Origin of the sequence: Enterobacter sp. CPE_E890, from assembly GCF_046521475.1 — a bacterium.
GTDB classification, from domain to species: Bacteria; Pseudomonadota; Gammaproteobacteria; order Enterobacterales; family Enterobacteriaceae; genus Enterobacter; species Enterobacter adelaidei.
This window is the reverse complement of the sequence record NZ_JBKFZW010000001.1, coordinates 334,083-349,271: the sequence shown is the minus strand read 5'-3', so window position 1 is coordinate 349,271 and position 15,189 is coordinate 334,083. Positions and strand designations below refer to the sequence as shown.

Genomic DNA, 15,189 nt, shown 5'->3' with positions numbered 1-15,189 from the left:
TTCCCCGCTTAAGCCTGGTTCACAACTCCTAAAAAATCATCGTCATGGTGAAATCAGGGTAAACTTAAGAGAGGCCTCAAAAGGAGGAAATGACAATGAAACGCTTACTGATTCTTACCGCGCTGTTACCGTTTACCGCGCTCGCACAGCCACTGAATACCATGAACAATCCGAACCAGCAGGGTTATGTCATTCCGAGCCAGCAGCGTATGCAGACGGAGATGATGAGCCAGCAGCAACAGCAAAAAGGGATGCTTAACCAGCAGTTGAAAACGCAGACCCAGATGCAACAGCAAAGCCTGCAAAATCAGATGAACGCCAACACTCAGCGCGTGCAGCAGGGTCAGGTGCGGGAACAGCCGCTGCCCAACCATAACGGTGGCATGTTAGGCAACGGAACAATGCAGAGCAGCGGACAGCAGCATATGCTGCCGCAACAGTCGAACGGCAGTATGCTTAATCCGCAGAACTAAAGTCCGGGCCGATCAGGTCAATCGCATCGGTACAGATGCTGTCCACGCCCCAGCGCAGCAGTTCGGCTGCACGCTGGGGTTTATTGACGGTGTAGACCAGAATATGCAGACCCGCGTCTTTCAACATCTTCACCCGCGCCTCATCCAGCAACTTGTGATTGAGATGGATAGAGACACACGCTAAGCGTGTCGTCAGCTCGCGCCAGTCGTCGCGCCACTCGTCCAGCAGCAGCCCACGCGGCAACTCCGGTACGGCCGCCTGTGCCGCTTCCAGCGCGTCAATTTCGAACGAGGAGAGCAACGGCGGCGTCATGCCTTCCCACAACTCCCGTGCTGCTAGCGCGATGACCTTGCCCGTTAGCGGCCCGGTGCCGGTTGTCGGTTTGATTTCAATGTTGGCCATCATGCCGTGCTGACGGCAGCGGTCCGCCACTTCCGCCAGCAGCGGCAGCGGCTCGCCTTTGAATTCGCCGCTGTACCAGCTTCCGGCATCCACTTTCAGCAGATCGCGCCACGGCAATTCACCCGCCACGCCCCAACCGTTGCTGGTGCGTTCGAGGTTATCGTCATGCAGCAGGAAAATTTCGCCGTCTTTCGACAGCTTGGCGTCGAACTCGATCATCGTGTGGCCGTAACGCGCGCCAACATCAATTGCCGCCAGGGTGTTTTCCGGCGCCAGTTTACCGCCGCCACGGTGGGCGACAATATGGGGATAAGGCCAGTTGCTCATACTCGTTGTCCTGTTTCACCGTCAAATAAGTGCAGGTGATTTTCCGGCAGATGCAGCCACAGCGTGCTGCCGGCTTTAGGGCGTTCCTGATGCGCCAGACGCACCACCATTTTTTGCTCGCCCCAACGTCCGTGCGCCAGGTTATCAGCGCCCAGCATCTCCAGCGTATCCATCACCAGCGGTACGCCGCCTTCCGCCTGAGAGGTTAAACCAATATGCTCCGGGCGGATACCGAGCGTCATTTTACGCCCGGCGTAGCCACGATAGTACCAGTTGATCGGCAATGCCATCCCGCTTTCCAGCTCAAAATGGGTTCCCGCGCTGCTGATACGCCCTTCCAGCAGGTTCATTGCCGGGCTGCCGATAAAGCTCGCCACAAAGCGGGTGGCCGGTTTTTCATACACTTCAACCGGGGTGCCAATCTGCTCAGCTATCCCCTTGTTCATCACCATCACGCGCTGGGCGAGCGTCATCGCTTCGACCTGATCGTGGGTCACGTACAAAGAGGTGGTTTTCAGGCGGCGATGCAGCTGCTGTAGCTCCAGGCGCATCTGCACGCGCAGCTTGGCGTCGAGGTTGGAGAGCGGTTCATCAAACAGGAACACCGCCGGGTCACGCACAATCGCGCGCCCCATCGCCACACGCTGACGCTGACCGCCGGAAAGCTCACGCGGTCGGCGCTTCAGCAGGCCATCCAGCTCCAGAATGCGGGCCGCTTCTCTCACGCGCTCCTCGATATGCCCTTTGCCCATCCCGCGGATTTTCAGCCCCCAGGCCATGTTCTCTTCCACACTCATGTGCGGATAGAGCGCGTAGTTCTGGAACACCATCGCGATACCTCTGTCTTTCGGCTCCATTTCGGTGACGCGCTGACGGTCAATCCAGATATCCCCGGAGGTCACGCGCTCAAGCCCCGCCACCATGCGCAACAAGGTTGATTTACCGCAGCCGGACGGCCCGACCATCACGATAAATTCGCCGTCCGCCACGTCGAGCGTTAACGGCTGAATAACCTGGGTTTTGCCATCCCAGCTTTTAGTCACTGCCTGAAGTTTTAAACCTGCCATCTTATTTCTCACTGTCCACTAAACCACGCACAAACGCACGCTGCATGGCTAAAACGATAACGACCGGGGGGATAAGGGTGAGCAGCATCGCCGCCATCACCTGGTTCCAGAGGGTGGTGCCTTCACCAGTGGCGATCATGCCTTTGATGCCCGCCACGGCAGTGCCGAGGTTGACGTCCTGAATAATCAGCAGCGGCCACAGGTACTGGTTCCAGCCGTAGATAAAGGTGATCACAAACAGCGCCGCAAGGTTGGTTTTCGACAGCGGCAGCACGATGTCGCGGAAGAAGCGCATCGGTGAAGCGCCGTCGATACGCGCGGCTTCAATCAGCTCGTCCGGCAGGGTCATAAAGAACTGGCGGAACAGGAAGGTGGCGGTCGCCGAGGCCATCAACGGCAGGGTTAAGCCCGCATAGCTGTCGAGCATCCCAAGATTGGCGATGACCTCCACCGTCGGGAAGATACGCACCTCCACCGGCAACATCAGGGTGATGAAGATCATCCAGAAGAACAGGTTGCGCAGCGGAAAGCGGAACCAGACGATGGCAAAGGCCGAGAGCATCGACACCGTAATTTTGCCCACCGTGATACCGAACGCCATGATGAAGCTGTTGAGCATCATCAACCAGAACGGCGCGCTGTTAACGCCCACGCCCTGCGTCCAGATGGTCGACATATTCTCGAAAAGATGACCGCCCGGGATCAGCGTCATCGGCGTATCAAACACCGCTTTGGTGTCCAGCGTGGCGGCGACAAAGGCCACGTACAGCGGGAACAGGATGACAATAATCCCTAAAATCAGCATGGTATGGCTGAAAATCGTCAGCCCGCGACGGTTCTCAATCATTGGTAGCGCACCTTACTTTCGACATAACGGAACTGCACCACCGTGAGGATGATGACAAGGAACATCAGCACGACGGATTGCGCTGCGGAGGCTGAGAGATCCAGGCCAGCAAAACCTTCGCGGTAGATCTTATAGATAAGCGTCGTTGTCGCCTGCACCGGGCCGCCTGCGGTCGCTGCGTCGATCACCGGGAAGGTATCGAAGAAGGCGTACACGAGGTTAACCACCAGCAGGAAGAAACTCACCGGGGCGATCAGCGGCAGCGACAGCCTGAAGAAACGACGAATAGGCCCGGCGCCGTCAATTGCCGCAGCTTCCACCAGCGAGCGCGGAATGGACTGCAGCGCGGCAAAGAAGAACAGGAAGTTGTAGCTGATCTGCTTCCACACCGAGGCGAATACCACCAGGAACATCGCCTGGCCGCTGTTCTGCGCGTGGTTCCAGTCGTAGCCGAACTCTGCCAGGAAGTGGGTAATCAGCCCGCGCCCAGGGTTAAACAGGAAGATCCACAGCACGGCAGCGACGGCGGGCGCAACGGCGTAAGGCAGCAGCATCAGGGTCTGATACAGACGGCTGCCGCGCACCACGTAATCCACCAGCGCGGCGAAAAACAGCGAGGCAACAAGGCCGCTGACGGTGACCAGCGCGCTGAACTTCATCGTCGTCCAGAAGGAGTCCAGGTAGTAGCTGTCATGGAACAGCGCGGTGAAGTTGTCCAGGCCAACAAACTGGCTGGAAAGCCCGAACGGATCGACGCTTTGCACCGAATACCACAGCGCTTCGCCCGCAGGCCAGATAAAGAAGATAACGGTGATGACCAGCTGTGGCGCGACCAGCAGATAGGGCAGCCAGCGGGACCGGAACACCGGACGGGATGATGACATTGAGATTTGGTTCCTGAACAATGCCGGGTGGCGGCTACGCCTTACCCGGCCTACATGGGGCACGTCGTAGGCCCGGTAAGCGCAGCGCCACCGGGCATTTTTTTACGATTTGGTCGACTGCTCAAAGCGGCGCAGCAGCTGATTTCCGCGCTCTACCGCAGAGTCCAGCGCCTGCTGTGGCGTTTTCTTCCCGGTCCACACGCTTTCCAGCTCTTCATCGACGATGGTGCGGATCTGCGGCATATTGCCCAGACGCAGACCTTTGGTGTACGGCAACGGCGGCTTGTTCAGCATCTGACGCGTCGCGATGTCCGCGCCCGGGTTCTTGCTGTAGAAGCCCTGCTCGCGGGTCAGGTCATAGGCGGCTTTGGTGATTGGCAGGTAACCGGTTTTCTGGTGCCATTCGGCGGCATTTTCTGGTTTTGCCAGGAAGTCGAGGAACTCGGCTACGCCTTTGTAGGTCCCTTTGTCTTTGCCCTGCATCACCCACAGGCTTGCCCCGCCGATGATGGCGTTCTGCGGTGCGCCTTTCACGTCAGCGTCGTAAGGCATCATGCCCACGCCGTAGTTGAATTTGGCGTAATGACGGATGTCTGCCAGCGAGCCGGAAGAAGCGGTAGTAATAGCGCAATCGCCGTTGTAGAACTTCTCGGTGGATTCGTCTTTACGGCCGTAGTAGCTGAAATCGCCCTTCTTGTTGAGTTCTTCCAGCAGCGCAATGTGTTTCACCTGCTCTGGCTTATTGAACTCCAGGACCGCGTCAGTGCCGTCGAAACCGTTGTTTTTGGTCGCCACCGGCAGGCCATGCCAGGCGCTGAAGTTTTCAATCTGGATCCAGCCCTGCCAGCCGCTCGCATAACCGCACTTCATCCCTGCCGCTTTCAGCTTCGCGGTGTACTCCGCCAGATCCTGCCAGGTTTTTGGCGGCTGCTCTGGATCTAAACCGGCTTTTTTGAAGGCGTCTTTGTTGTAGTACAGCACAGGGGTGGAGCTGTTAAACGGCTGGGACAACAGATGGCCGGTTTTGGAATCGGTGTAGTAACCGGAAACGGTCGGTACGAACTGGGATTCGTCGAAGTTGATACCCGCGTCTTTAAAGACTTCGTACACCGGTTTGATGGCTTTAGAGGCCATCATGGTGGCGGTACCCACTTCATAAACCTGTAACAGCGCAGGCGCGTTGCCGGTACGGAAAGCAGCGATACCTGCGCTCAGGCTCTGCTCGTAGTTACCTTTATACACCGGCACAATTTTGTAATCCGGATGGGTGTCGTTGAAACGCTGCGCCAGGGAGTCAACTTCTTTACCCAACTCCCCTTCCATGGAATGCCAGAACGGAATGGTGGTGACAGCCATTGCGTTCGTCGCAAAAGCCAGACCAATTGCCAGACCCAAAGCTGTGTGTCGTAACGATGTCATTGTCATCTCTCTTATTGTGCCGGATGCGCGATATCACGCGTTTTATGCTCGCGAGGTAACATGACATGCTCGAATGACAGAAAAATAACTGTTTTTTTACAGATAAGTGACAGCCAGGCGTCAGGGGGATGATGGTTGTGTGAAGGGGGTTGGGGGTGAAAAAAAGCCGGGTGGCGGCTACGCCTTACCCGGCCTACTCGATCCTGTAGGCCCGGTAAGCGTAAGCGCCACCGGGCGATGAAGACGGCTCAACCGCCTAAATAAGCGCTCCGCACCGCCTCGTTCGCGAGCAGCGCGTCTCCAGTATCAGAGAGCACCACGCGGCCGTTCTCCAGCACGTAGCCACGGTCTGCAAGCTTCAGCGCCTGGTTAGCATTCTGCTCGACGAGGAAGATGGTCATCCCCTCATTACGCAACTGTTCGATAGTGTCGAAAATCTGCTGGATGATGATTGGCGCAAGCCCCAACGACGGTTCATCGAGCAGCAACAATCGCGGCTGGCTCATCAGCGCACGGCCAATCGCCAGCATCTGCTGTTCACCACCGGACATAGTACCCGCACGCTGAATACGGCGTTCCCACAGGCGCGGGAAGAGTTCATACACCCACTTGATGCGGGTCTGGTATTCATCGCGGTGGGCGAAAAACCCGCCCATCGCCAGGTTCTCTTCGACCGTCATGCGGGAAAACACGCGGCGCCCTTCCGGCACAATCGCCACGGCTTCACGCATGATTCTGGCGGTCTGCCAGTCGGTAATGTCTTTGCCATCAAACACAATTCGCCCGCTGGTCGCGCGCGGGTCACCGCACAGGGTGCCGAGCAGTGTGGTTTTGCCCGCGCCGTTGGCCCCAATCAGGGTGACGATTTCCCCCTGATTGATATGAAGGCTGACATCGTGCAGCGCCTGAATCTTGCCGTAGTGCGCATTGACCTTGTCGAACGTTAACATCGCTTTTTCCATCTTATGGCTCGCCCCCATTATGCTTCGCCTAAATAGGCGCGGATCACGTCCGGATTGTTGCGGATCTCTTCCGGCGTGCCGTTTGCCAGCGGCGTGCCCTGGTTTACCACGTAGATACGGTCAGAAATGCCCATCACCAGCTTCATATCGTGCTCAATCAGCAAGATGGTGGTGTCGTGATGATCGCGCAGCTCGGCAATCAGCTCGTCCAGCTCTTTGGTCTCTTTCGGGTTGAGGCCAGCAGCAGGCTCGTCGAGCATCAGGATTTCCGGCTGCGTCACCATGCAACGCACAATCTCCAGACGGCGTTGGTCGCCGTAGGCCAGGTTGCTAGCCTGACGGTTAGCGTGCTGCAACAGACCGATGCGGTCGAGCCAGGTGGCAGCGCGATCCAGCGCTTCATCCTGCGCGCGTCGGAAGGCCGGGGTTTTCAGCAGGCCGGAGAAAAGCCCGGTTTTCAGCTGCTGATGTTGCGCCACCAGCAGGTTCTCAATGACCGTCATCTCGCGGAACAGACGCACGTGCTGGAAAGTACGCACCACGCCCATACGGGCGATCTGTTGCCCGGGCAGGCCTTCAAGGTGCTGGTCGCGCAGCATAATGGTGCCGCCCGTCGGCTTGTAGAAACCGGTCAAACAGTTGAAGACCGTGGTTTTCCCCGCGCCGTTCGGGCCAATCAGGGAGACAATCTCTTTCTTGTGCAGATCCAGATTCACGTTGTTGACCGCCAGCAGGCCGCCAAAACGCATCATCAGACCGTTAACGGATAATAATGGCTGACTCATGCCTGCTCTCCTTTCGCTTGCCCGTTCTTCAGCTTCAGCTGTGGACGGGTCATCGGCAGCAAGCCCTGCGGACGCCAGATCATCATCAGCACCATTAAACCACCCAGCATCAGCATGCTGTATTCGTTAAAGTCGCGCATCAGCTCACGCGAGACCACCAGCAGGATGGCCGCCAGGATAACGGCGAACTGCGAACCCATCCCGCCGAGCACCACAATCGCCAGCACAAAGGCAGATTCGGCAAAAGTGAAGGATTCCGGGCTGACAAAGCCCTGGCGTGCGGCAAACAGCGTCCCGGCAAAACCGGCAAACGCGGCACTGATGGTGAACGCGGTCAGCTTGATGCGGGTAGGGTTCAGGCCCAGGGAGCGGCAGGCGATCTCATCTTCACGCAGTGCTTCCCACGCGCGGCCCAGCGGCATGCGCAGCAGACGGTTGATCACGAACAGGGTAATCACCACCAGCAGCAGCGCCACCAGGTAGAGCCAGATGACACGGTCAGACGGGTCATATTTCACGCCAAAGAAGTTGCTGAAGGTATCCCAGCCGCCTTCACGAGCGGTACGGCTGAATTCCAGACCAAAGAAGGTCGGTTTCGGGATCTGGCTGATACCGTTCGGGCCACCGGTCACTTCGGTGTTGTTGAGCAGCAGGATACGGACGATTTCACCAAAGCCTAAGGTCACAATCGCCAGGTAGTCACCGCGCAGGCGCAGCACCGGGAAGCCCAGCAGGAAGCCCGCAGCCGCAGAAACCAACCCCGCCAGCGGCAGACACGTCCAGAAGCCGAGGCCGTAATAGTGGTTCAACAGCGCAAATGTGTAGGCGCCGATGGCGTAGAAGCCGCCGTAGCCCAGCACCAGCAGGCCAGACAAACCCACTACCACGTTCAGACCGAGACCGAGGATCACGTAGATCATGGTCAGAGTGGCAATGTCTACCGTCCCGCGCGACACCACGAACGGCCACGCCACCGCCGCCACCAGCAGGGCGACGAGGAACAGCTTCTGTTTAACAGTTGAACCATCAATCGCAGGCAGCACGAATTTCGGGCCAGAAACGCCTTTCAGCGTCTTCTGGAACAGCGGACGCAGCAGCTGGAACAGGAACACCACGGCAGTGCCGATAAACACCCACTGCCAGCGGATATCTGCTGCGGTGTCCACCACCAGCTTAGTACCGTTCAGCTCTAACTGAACGCCCATAAAGACGCCCGCCAGCACGAAGAACATGGCGGCAGAGAGCAGCGCCATTGCAAAATGCATCGGTTTCATACTTTCTCTACCTCCGGACGACCCAGAATACCGGTAGGCATTACCAGCAGAACCAGAATCAGCAGGGCAAACGACACCACATCTTTATATTCCGTACTCAGATACGCCGAGGAGAGCGCTTCCGCCACGCCGAGGATAAGACCGCCAATCATCGCGCCCGGAATGCTGCCGATACCGCCCAGCACCGCTGCGGTGAAGGCTTTCATCCCGGCCATAAAGCCGATGTACGGGTTAATCACACCGTAGAACTGACCGAGCAGCACACCTGCGACGGCAGCCATTGCCGCACCAATCACGAAGGTAAGTGCAATCACACGGTCCGTGTTAATGCCAAGCAGGCTCGCCATCTTCAGGTCTTCCGCACAGGCACGACAGGCGCGCCCCATGCGGGAATAACGAATGAACAAGGTCAGCGCCAGCATCGCAATGAAGGTCACGATCCAGATAACCAACTGCATGGTGGTAATAGACGCAGAGAAGTTATCACTCGCCCCGACAACCCACTGGCCATTAAACAAGCTTGGCAACGCCACGTCGCGCGAGCCTTCGGTCAGGCTGACGTAGTTTTGCAGGAAGATTGACATACCGATGGCGGAGATCAGGGCAATCAGGCGCTTGGAGCTGCGCACTGGCCGGTAGGCCACGCGTTCGATGCTCCAGCCGTAGGCACTGGCAATCACGATCGCGCCGACAAACCCGGCAGCGACCAGCAGCCAGCTGCTGTCGATACCCATCATCATCAGCGCGGCGATGATCATAAAGGAGACATAACTACCGATCATGTACACCTCGCCGTGGGCGAAGTTAATCATGCCGATAATACCGTAAACCATCGTATAGCCGATGGCGATCAGCGCGTAGGTGCTTCCCAGCGTGACGCCGTTAAACATCTGCTGCAGGAAATAGAGAAACTGCTCGGACATATGCAAACCTTTTTATACCCGCCCGTCAGTCCGGGCGGTGGGATAATTATTTGGCGGCCGAGGATGAACCGTCGGCGTGCCACTTAAAGACACCAAACTCAAATCCCTTCAGATCGCCTTTCTCATCCCAGTTCAGCGGCCCAATCACGGTGTTCGCCCCGTGTGCTTTTAAATCTTTCACCAGATCCAGCGGTTCTTTGCTGCCGGAGCGATCCAGTGCGGTTGCCAGAGACTGCACAGCCGCGTAGGTGATCCAGACGTACGGACCACTCGGATCCTTCTTCTGCGCCTTGAGCGCATCAACGATAGCCTTGTTGGCCGGATCCTGGTCATAGCGTTTTGGCATCGTTACCAGCATGCCTTCGGCAGCATCACCCGCGATGTTTGACAGGGAGGCGTTACCCACGCCTTCCGGCCCCATAAACTGGGTTTTCAGCCCTACCGAACGCGCCTGGCGCAGCATCTGGCCCATTTCCGGGTAGTAGCCGCCGTAATAAACGAAATCAATATTCTCTTTTTGCAGACGGGCAATCAGCGCGGAGAAATCTTTCTCACCGGCGGTAATTCCATCGAAGAAGACGACATTCGCGCCGCCTTTTTTCAGACCGTCCTGAACGGAACGCGCCAGGCCTTCACCGTACTGCTGTTTGTCATGAATAATGGCAATGCGCTGCGGCTTAACGGTGTCGAGGATGTATTTGGCGGCGGTTGGGCCCTGAGAGGAGTCCAGACCCGCGGTACGCATAATGTGCTGATAGCCGCGTTGGGTCAGCTCCGGGTTGGTCGCACCTGGGGTGATCATCAGAATGCCTTCGTCTTCGTAGATATCAGACGCCGGCTGGGTAGAGGATGAGCACAGGTGGCCGATCACATACTGAATACCGTCGTTGACGATTTTGTTGGCGACCGCAACGGCCTGTTTAGGATCGCAGGCATCGTCATATTCCACACCAACCAGTTTGTCGCCTTTGATGCCGCCTTTGGCGTTGATGTCTTTGATGGCCTGGCGCGCACCGTTGAACTCCATATCCCCCCACTGGGCAACAGGACCGGACATCGCACCGACTACAGCAACTTTAATCTCTTCCGCCATGGCCGCATGCGAAATCGACAATGCAACCATCCCCGCGAGTAACGTTTTCGCGTTCCTTCTCATCTCTGAATCCCCATTCGTGATGTCGTGTTTATATTTTGTTTTATTCTGGTTAAAAAGCATTCTGTACTTTTAATGCACAACGCTATTTTTACCAGTGCCTTTAATGGTTTAGCGCAGGTTTTTGTCAAAAACCTGACTAAAATCTCTATTTTTCAGGCTATTAAGCAAAGATAATATTCTGAAATCAGGCAGAGATAAACAAATAAAAGTGCAGTTTGCAGCATAAAATAACGGTACAAAGCGCCGAATAAATCACTGCCATTCAGGTTAAAATTCTGCTTATTTTTCGATCCATGTGTTTTCAAACTGCCCATTGCGTTGCCAAAAAACTAATCACCTGGTTAATGAGAATAAAAAGAGGAAGCCGCTGAGTGAATAAATTGAGTACACTGCCCCTACTCAATTTGATTTGGACAACAAGCTAATGAAACTGACAATCGTTCGTCTGGTGACCTTTAGCGACCAGGATCATATCGACCTGGGCAAGATCTGGCCGGAATATTCCCCTTCGTCACTGCACGTCGACGAGACTCACCGCATTTATGCCGCGCGCTTTAACGAGCGCCTGCTGGCAGCGGTTCGCGTGACCCTGAGCGGCACCGAAGGGGCGCTGGATTCACTGCGCGTGCGTGACGTCACCCGTCGTCGTGGTGTAGGGCAGTATTTGATTGAAGAAGTGATCCGCGAAAACCCGAGCGTGACCTCCTGGTGGATGGCCGACGTGGGCGTGGAAGACCGTGGCGTGATGGCGGCATTTATGCAGGCGTTAGGGTTTACGGCGCAGGAGAATGGGTGGGAGAAGCGCCACAGATGATCTGTGCGGCCTGATGCCCTCACCCCGGCCCTCTCCCTGTGGGAGAGGGAGAAAACATTAAAAAAGGCAACTTACGTTGCCTTTTTGCGGTTTTTCCCAAGAATTTCGTGTTGCAGGAAGGCGGCAAGTTATGAAATCCCTGGGAGCTTACATAAGTAAGTGACCGGGGTTGAATAACGCAGCCAACGCACCTGCGGCGCGAAAGGCGACGGGAAAATTATTTGGCGTCTGTCGCCGTGCCGTTCGCGTGCCAGTCAAACACGCCGAACTCGAAGCCTTTCAGATCGCCCTTCTCATCCCATGACAGCGGCCCCATAACGGTATTTACGGAATTCGCTTTCAGGTATTTCGCGATCTCAGCCGGATCGGCTGACTGGTTCAGGCCCGCTTGCAGAGACTGCAGCGCAGCGTAGGTGGTCCACACGAACGCACCGCTTGGATCCTGTTTCTTCGCCTTGATGGCATCTACGATTGGTTTGTTCGCCGGAACCTGGTCGTAGTTCTTCGGTTTGGTCACCAGCAGACCTTCAGCGGATTCGCCCGCGATGTTAGACAGGGAAACGTTCGCCACCCCTTCCGGGCCCATGAACTGGGTTTTCAGGCCTGCAGCACGCGCCTGGCGCAGGATCTGACCCATTTCCGGGTGGTAGCCACCGTAGTAAACGAAATCAATATTCTCTTTCTTCAGACGCGCCACCAGGGTGGAGAAGTCTTTCTCACCGGCAGTAATACCGTCAAAGAACACCACGTCGGCATTCGCTTTCTTGAGGTTGTCCTGTACGGAACGCGCCAGACCTTCACCGTACTGCTGCTTGTCATGAACGATGGCAATGCGCTTCGGCTTCACTTTTTCAACGATGTATTTCGCTGCGGTTGGGCCCTGGTCAGAGTCCAGACCGGTGGTGCGCAGGGTCAGTTTGTAGCCGCGCGAGGTCAGCTCTGGTGCCGTCGCTGCCGGGGTGATCATCAGAATGCCTTCGTCTTCGTAGATGTCAGACGCTGGCTGAGTAGAGGAAGAGCACAGGTGACCGATAACGTATTTGATCCCGTCGTTCACCACTTTGTTCGCAACCGCGACCGCTTGTTTCGGGTCACAGGCATCATCATATTTTACGATCTGCAGTTTTTCGCCCTTAATACCGCCCTTGGCATTAATGTCTGCAACCGCCTGTTCTGCGCCAGTAAATTCCTGGTCACCATACTGTGCTACCGGACCGGACATCGCTCCTACGACAGCCACTTTAATATCTGCCTGTGCCATCGTGCTAAATGCCAACGCGATACATCCTGCCAGTAACGCTTTACCCTTCATGTTCATCCTGAGATTCCCCATTATTATGGTTATTACGATTATTGTGATGTTGTTGTGTAGCGCTTTATTTCAGTTATAGGTATGCCACTCGCGCTTTTTCAGCATACTCTGCTAAAACATACCCCATTTTTATGATTTTGGAATAGCTAATTTGAAATGAATATATGATAAGCCCGGCAGAGATTTCCGCCGGGCATATGGCTTTAACGTGTCAGCGACGCGGAGATGATGTCCAGCGCTTTACGGAACTGCACTTCAGGGATAGTCAGCGGATACAAGAAACGAATGACGTTGCCGTAGACGCCGCAGCTCAGAAGAAGTAGCCCTTCCTGCAACGCGCGTTCTTGTACCTGACGGGTGAATTCCGGCGACGGGAGCCCTGATTGCGGGTCGTTAAACTCCACCGCCACCATCGAGCCTTGCGCACGAATGTCAGCGATATACGGGCAATGTTCCTTCGCTTTGCTCAGCACTTCCACCAGGTGATGACCAAGGTGCGCCGAGCGCGTGCAGAGATCCTCTTCATCAATCACGTCCAGCACGGCATGCGCCGCCGCAATCGCCAGCGGGTTACCGGCGTAGGTGCCGCCCAGCCCGCCCGGCGCGGGTGCGTCCATCACCTCCGCACGGCCAGAAACCGCCGAGAGCGGCATCCCGCCCGCCAGGCTTTTCGCCATGGTGATCAGATCGGGCTTCACGCAGTGGTGTTCCATCGAGAATAGCTTGCCGGTACGGGCGAAGCCGCTTTGCACCTCGTCGGCAATCAGCAAAATGCCGTGGGTATCGCACAGGGCGCGCAGGGCCTGCATAAAATCAGCAGGGGCAATGTTGAAACCACCTTCCCCCTGAACCGGCTCGAGAATAATAGCCGCGACCTGGTCAGGTGCGATATCCGCTTTAAAGATGCGTTCCAGGCTTTTTAACGCTTCCGCCGTGCTGACGCCGTGCAGTTCATTAGGATATTGCGCGTGGTAAACCGAGCCGGGGAACGGGCCAAAACCCAGTTTGTAGGGTGCCACTTTCCCCGTTAAAGCCATCGTCATAAAGGTGCGGCCGTGGAATGCACCAGCGAAGGTGATAAGGCCAGGACGCCTGGTATACGCGCGGGCAATTTTTACGGCGTTTTCGACAGCCTCAGCCCCCGTGGAGAAAAACGCCGTTTTCGCCGGGCCCTCAATGGGCACGCGTTCGTTGAGACGTTCGGCAAGCGCCACGTAGCCTTCGTACGGCACAATCTGGTAGGCCGTGTGGGTAAAGGCATGGAGTTGCTTTTCGATGGCGGCAATGACTTTGGGATGGCGATGGCCGGTATTCAGTACCGCGATCCCCGCAGCGAAGTCGATGTACTCATTACCCTCCACGTCCCACACCGTGGCGTTTTCAGCTTTATCGGCATAAAAATTACACATCACGCCGATGCCGCGCGGCGTCGCCTGTAAACGCCGGTCGTTCAGTTCGTTATTTTTCACCCTGTCCCCCTGAGAAAGTCGCCTGCTTAGCGCATCAGTAAGTGTTTGCCAGGGGGAAGGAATTCGCCAGAGCGGGCGCTAAAAAAACAAAACCCCCGAATTTGCATTCGAGGGTTCTCGGTGTACTTCGCTTATCTTACGCTTCGATAGCGGCGCGAAGTTTTTTCATGGCGTTCTTCTCAAGCTGACGAACACGTTCAGCGGAAACGCCGTAGCGGTCGGCCAGTTCCTGCAGCGTGGACTTGTTATCTTCGTCCAGCCAGCGGGCGCGGATAATATCCTGGCTACGTTCGTCGAGGCCTTCCATCGCATGGGTCAGCTTGTTCGCGGCCTGATCTTCCCAGTTATCCTCTTCAATGCCGTCAGCAAAGTTAGAGGTTTTATCCTGCAGATACAGTACCGGTGCCATCGGCTGGCTGTCGGATGCGTCGTCGTCGGAGGACATATCAAAGGTCATGTCCTGCGCGGCCATACGGGATTCCATCTCACGCACATCTTTGCTGGATACGCCCAGCTCGCGCGCCACCATTTCAACTTCATCCTGATTGAACCAGCCCAGACGCTGCTTGGTTTTACGCAGGTTGAAGAACAGTTTGCGTTGCGCTTTTGTCGTGGCGACTTTCACAATACGCCAGTTACGCAGAACGTATTCGTGAATCTCTGCTTTGATCCAGTGCACGGCGAAGGAGACCAGTCGCACACCCACTTCCGGGTTGAAGCGACGCACAGCCTTCATCAGACCGATGTTACCTTCCTGAATCAAGTCCGCCTGCGGCAGGCCGTAGCCCGCATAATTACGAGCAACGTGAACAACAAAGCGCAGGTGAGACAGGATCAGCGTCTTAGCTGCTTCCAGATCGCCCTGGTAATGCAGCTTTTCAGCAAGCTCCTTTTCTTCCTCGGCCGTTAACATCGGCCAGGTGTTCGCAGCCCGGATGTAAGACTCCAGGTTACCAACAGGGGCTAAAGCTAAAGTTTGCATTTCTTTGGTCATTCATTCCTCTCAATGTTTCTTCTGGTCCAGGTTATCCCCATCAGGCAACAACCATGCCAAAGCGTTTGAGCAACGAGATT

15 protein-coding genes are annotated in these 15,189 nt (G+C 56.2%); 2 read left to right on the top strand and 13 right to left on the bottom strand.

The features are described 5' to 3' along the window. Positions 1-95: 95 nt before the first annotated feature. On the top strand, positions 96-473 hold the full coding sequence (locus tag ACLHV9_RS01665; protein ID WP_108089399.1) for a DUF2756 family protein: 378 nt from the start codon (positions 96-98) through the stop codon (positions 471-473). Here ACLHV9_RS01665 and ugpQ read toward each other — a convergent pair. The 10 genes from ugpQ to livK all read right to left on the bottom strand — a co-directional run bounded on the left by ugpQ (position 457) and on the right by livK (position 10,520). Beyond that, on the bottom strand, positions 457-1,203 hold the full coding sequence (ugpQ, locus tag ACLHV9_RS01660) for a glycerophosphodiester phosphodiesterase (RefSeq protein WP_108089398.1): 747 nt from the start codon (positions 1,201-1,203) through the stop codon (positions 457-459). The genes ACLHV9_RS01665 and ugpQ overlap by 17 nt on opposite strands. Continuing rightward, positions 1,200-2,270: a sn-glycerol-3-phosphate import ATP-binding protein UgpC gene (locus tag ACLHV9_RS01655; protein ID WP_028017951.1), complete on the bottom strand. Its 1,071-nt coding sequence runs from the start codon at positions 2,268-2,270 to the stop codon at positions 1,200-1,202. Before ACLHV9_RS01655 ends, ugpQ begins: the two co-directional genes overlap by 4 nt. Position 2,271: 1 nt before the next feature. Then, the gene (gene ugpE, locus ACLHV9_RS01650; RefSeq protein ID WP_028017952.1) at positions 2,272-3,117 is read right to left on the bottom strand and encodes a sn-glycerol-3-phosphate ABC transporter permease UgpE; all 846 of its coding nucleotides are present in this window, start codon (positions 3,115-3,117) and stop codon (positions 2,272-2,274) included. Beyond that, positions 3,114-4,001 (bottom strand): sn-glycerol-3-phosphate ABC transporter permease UgpA, encoded by an 888-nt coding sequence (gene ugpA, locus ACLHV9_RS01645; protein ID WP_023618241.1) that lies wholly within the window; start codon positions 3,999-4,001, stop codon positions 3,114-3,116. The genes ugpE and ugpA overlap by 4 nt, the downstream gene beginning before the upstream one ends. A 102-nt stretch (positions 4,002-4,103) precedes the next feature. Further along, a complete protein-coding gene (gene ugpB, locus ACLHV9_RS01640; RefSeq protein ID WP_028017953.1) occupies positions 4,104-5,420 on the bottom strand; it encodes a sn-glycerol-3-phosphate ABC transporter substrate-binding protein UgpB in 1,317 nt (438 codons plus the stop codon). A gap of 248 nt (positions 5,421-5,668) precedes the next feature. Then, a complete protein-coding gene (gene livF, locus ACLHV9_RS01635) occupies positions 5,669-6,382 on the bottom strand; it encodes a high-affinity branched-chain amino acid ABC transporter ATP-binding protein LivF (RefSeq protein WP_108089413.1) in 714 nt (237 codons plus the stop codon). 17 nt (positions 6,383-6,399) lie between these two features. Continuing rightward, positions 6,400-7,167, bottom strand: coding sequence for a high-affinity branched-chain amino acid ABC transporter ATP-binding protein LivG (gene livG, locus ACLHV9_RS01630; RefSeq protein WP_008500101.1), 768 nt, complete (start codon positions 7,165-7,167; stop codon positions 6,400-6,402). Beyond that, a complete protein-coding gene (livM, locus tag ACLHV9_RS01625; protein ID WP_013099130.1) occupies positions 7,164-8,441 on the bottom strand; it encodes a branched chain amino acid ABC transporter permease LivM in 1,278 nt (425 codons plus the stop codon). Before livM ends, livG begins: the two co-directional genes overlap by 4 nt. Beyond that, positions 8,438-9,364, bottom strand: a complete 927-nt coding sequence (gene livH / locus ACLHV9_RS01620; protein WP_028017954.1) for a high-affinity branched-chain amino acid ABC transporter permease LivH — start codon at positions 9,362-9,364, stop codon at positions 8,438-8,440. The genes livM and livH overlap by 4 nt, the downstream gene beginning before the upstream one ends. A gap of 46 nt (positions 9,365-9,410) precedes the next feature. Further along, the gene (livK, locus tag ACLHV9_RS01615; protein ID WP_028017955.1) at positions 9,411-10,520 is read right to left on the bottom strand and encodes a high-affinity branched-chain amino acid ABC transporter substrate-binding protein LivK; all 1,110 of its coding nucleotides are present in this window, start codon (positions 10,518-10,520) and stop codon (positions 9,411-9,413) included. A 424-nt stretch (positions 10,521-10,944) separates the two neighbouring features. On the opposite strand from livK, the gene panM reads away from it, so the two are divergent. After that, on the top strand, positions 10,945-11,334 hold the full coding sequence (gene panM / locus ACLHV9_RS01610; protein ID WP_108089397.1) for an aspartate 1-decarboxylase autocleavage activator PanM: 390 nt from the start codon (positions 10,945-10,947) through the stop codon (positions 11,332-11,334). A gap of 217 nt (positions 11,335-11,551) precedes the next feature. Here panM and livJ read toward each other — a convergent pair whose 3' ends face one another. The 3 genes from livJ to rpoH form a co-directional block, all read right to left on the bottom strand. After that, the gene (gene livJ, locus ACLHV9_RS01605) at positions 11,552-12,652 is read right to left on the bottom strand and encodes a branched chain amino acid ABC transporter substrate-binding protein LivJ (protein WP_139156810.1); all 1,101 of its coding nucleotides are present in this window, start codon (positions 12,650-12,652) and stop codon (positions 11,552-11,554) included. 197 nt (positions 12,653-12,849) lie between these two features. After that, positions 12,850-14,115, bottom strand: coding sequence for a 4-aminobutyrate--2-oxoglutarate transaminase (locus tag ACLHV9_RS01600; protein WP_407220095.1), 1,266 nt, complete (start codon positions 14,113-14,115; stop codon positions 12,850-12,852). A gap of 136 nt (positions 14,116-14,251) precedes the next feature. Then, positions 14,252-15,109 carry an RNA polymerase sigma factor RpoH gene (gene rpoH, locus ACLHV9_RS01595; protein WP_028017959.1) on the bottom strand — a complete coding sequence of 286 codons (858 nt, stop codon included), beginning with the start codon at positions 15,107-15,109 and terminating at the stop codon, positions 14,252-14,254. Between the last annotated feature and the right edge of the window lie 80 nt (positions 15,110-15,189).

Bases quoted from the DNA above. Each gene is read 5' to 3' on its own strand.
- ACLHV9_RS01665 (WP_108089399.1), top strand. From the start codon at position 96: ATGAAACGCTTACTGATTCTTACCGCGCTGTTACCGTTTACCGCGCTC.
- ugpQ (WP_108089398.1), bottom strand. From the start codon at position 1,203: ATGAGCAACTGGCCTTATCCCCATATTGTCGCCCACCGTGGCGGCGGT.
- ACLHV9_RS01655 (WP_028017951.1), bottom strand. From the start codon at position 2,270: ATGGCAGGTTTAAAACTTCAGGCAGTGACTAAAAGCTGGGATGGCAAA.
- ugpE (WP_028017952.1), bottom strand. From the start codon at position 3,117: ATGATTGAGAACCGTCGCGGGCTGACGATTTTCAGCCATACCATGCTG.
- ugpA (WP_023618241.1), bottom strand. From the start codon at position 4,001: ATGTCATCATCCCGTCCGGTGTTCCGGTCCCGCTGGCTGCCCTATCTG.
- ugpB (WP_028017953.1), bottom strand. From the start codon at position 5,420: ATGACATCGTTACGACACACAGCTTTGGGTCTGGCAATTGGTCTGGCT.
- livF (WP_108089413.1), bottom strand. From the start codon at position 6,382: ATGGAAAAAGCGATGTTAACGTTCGACAAGGTCAATGCGCACTACGGC.
- livG (WP_008500101.1), bottom strand. From the start codon at position 7,167: ATGAGTCAGCCATTATTATCCGTTAACGGTCTGATGATGCGTTTTGGC.
- livM (WP_013099130.1), bottom strand. From the start codon at position 8,441: ATGAAACCGATGCATTTTGCAATGGCGCTGCTCTCTGCCGCCATGTTC.
- livH (WP_028017954.1), bottom strand. From the start codon at position 9,364: ATGTCCGAGCAGTTTCTCTATTTCCTGCAGCAGATGTTTAACGGCGTC.
- livK (WP_028017955.1), bottom strand. From the start codon at position 10,520: ATGAGAAGGAACGCGAAAACGTTACTCGCGGGGATGGTTGCATTGTCG.
- panM (WP_108089397.1), top strand. From the start codon at position 10,945: ATGAAACTGACAATCGTTCGTCTGGTGACCTTTAGCGACCAGGATCAT.
- livJ (WP_139156810.1), bottom strand. From the start codon at position 12,652: ATGAACATGAAGGGTAAAGCGTTACTGGCAGGATGTATCGCGTTGGCA.
- rpoH (WP_028017959.1), bottom strand. From the start codon at position 15,109: ATGACCAAAGAAATGCAAACTTTAGCTTTAGCCCCTGTTGGTAACCTG.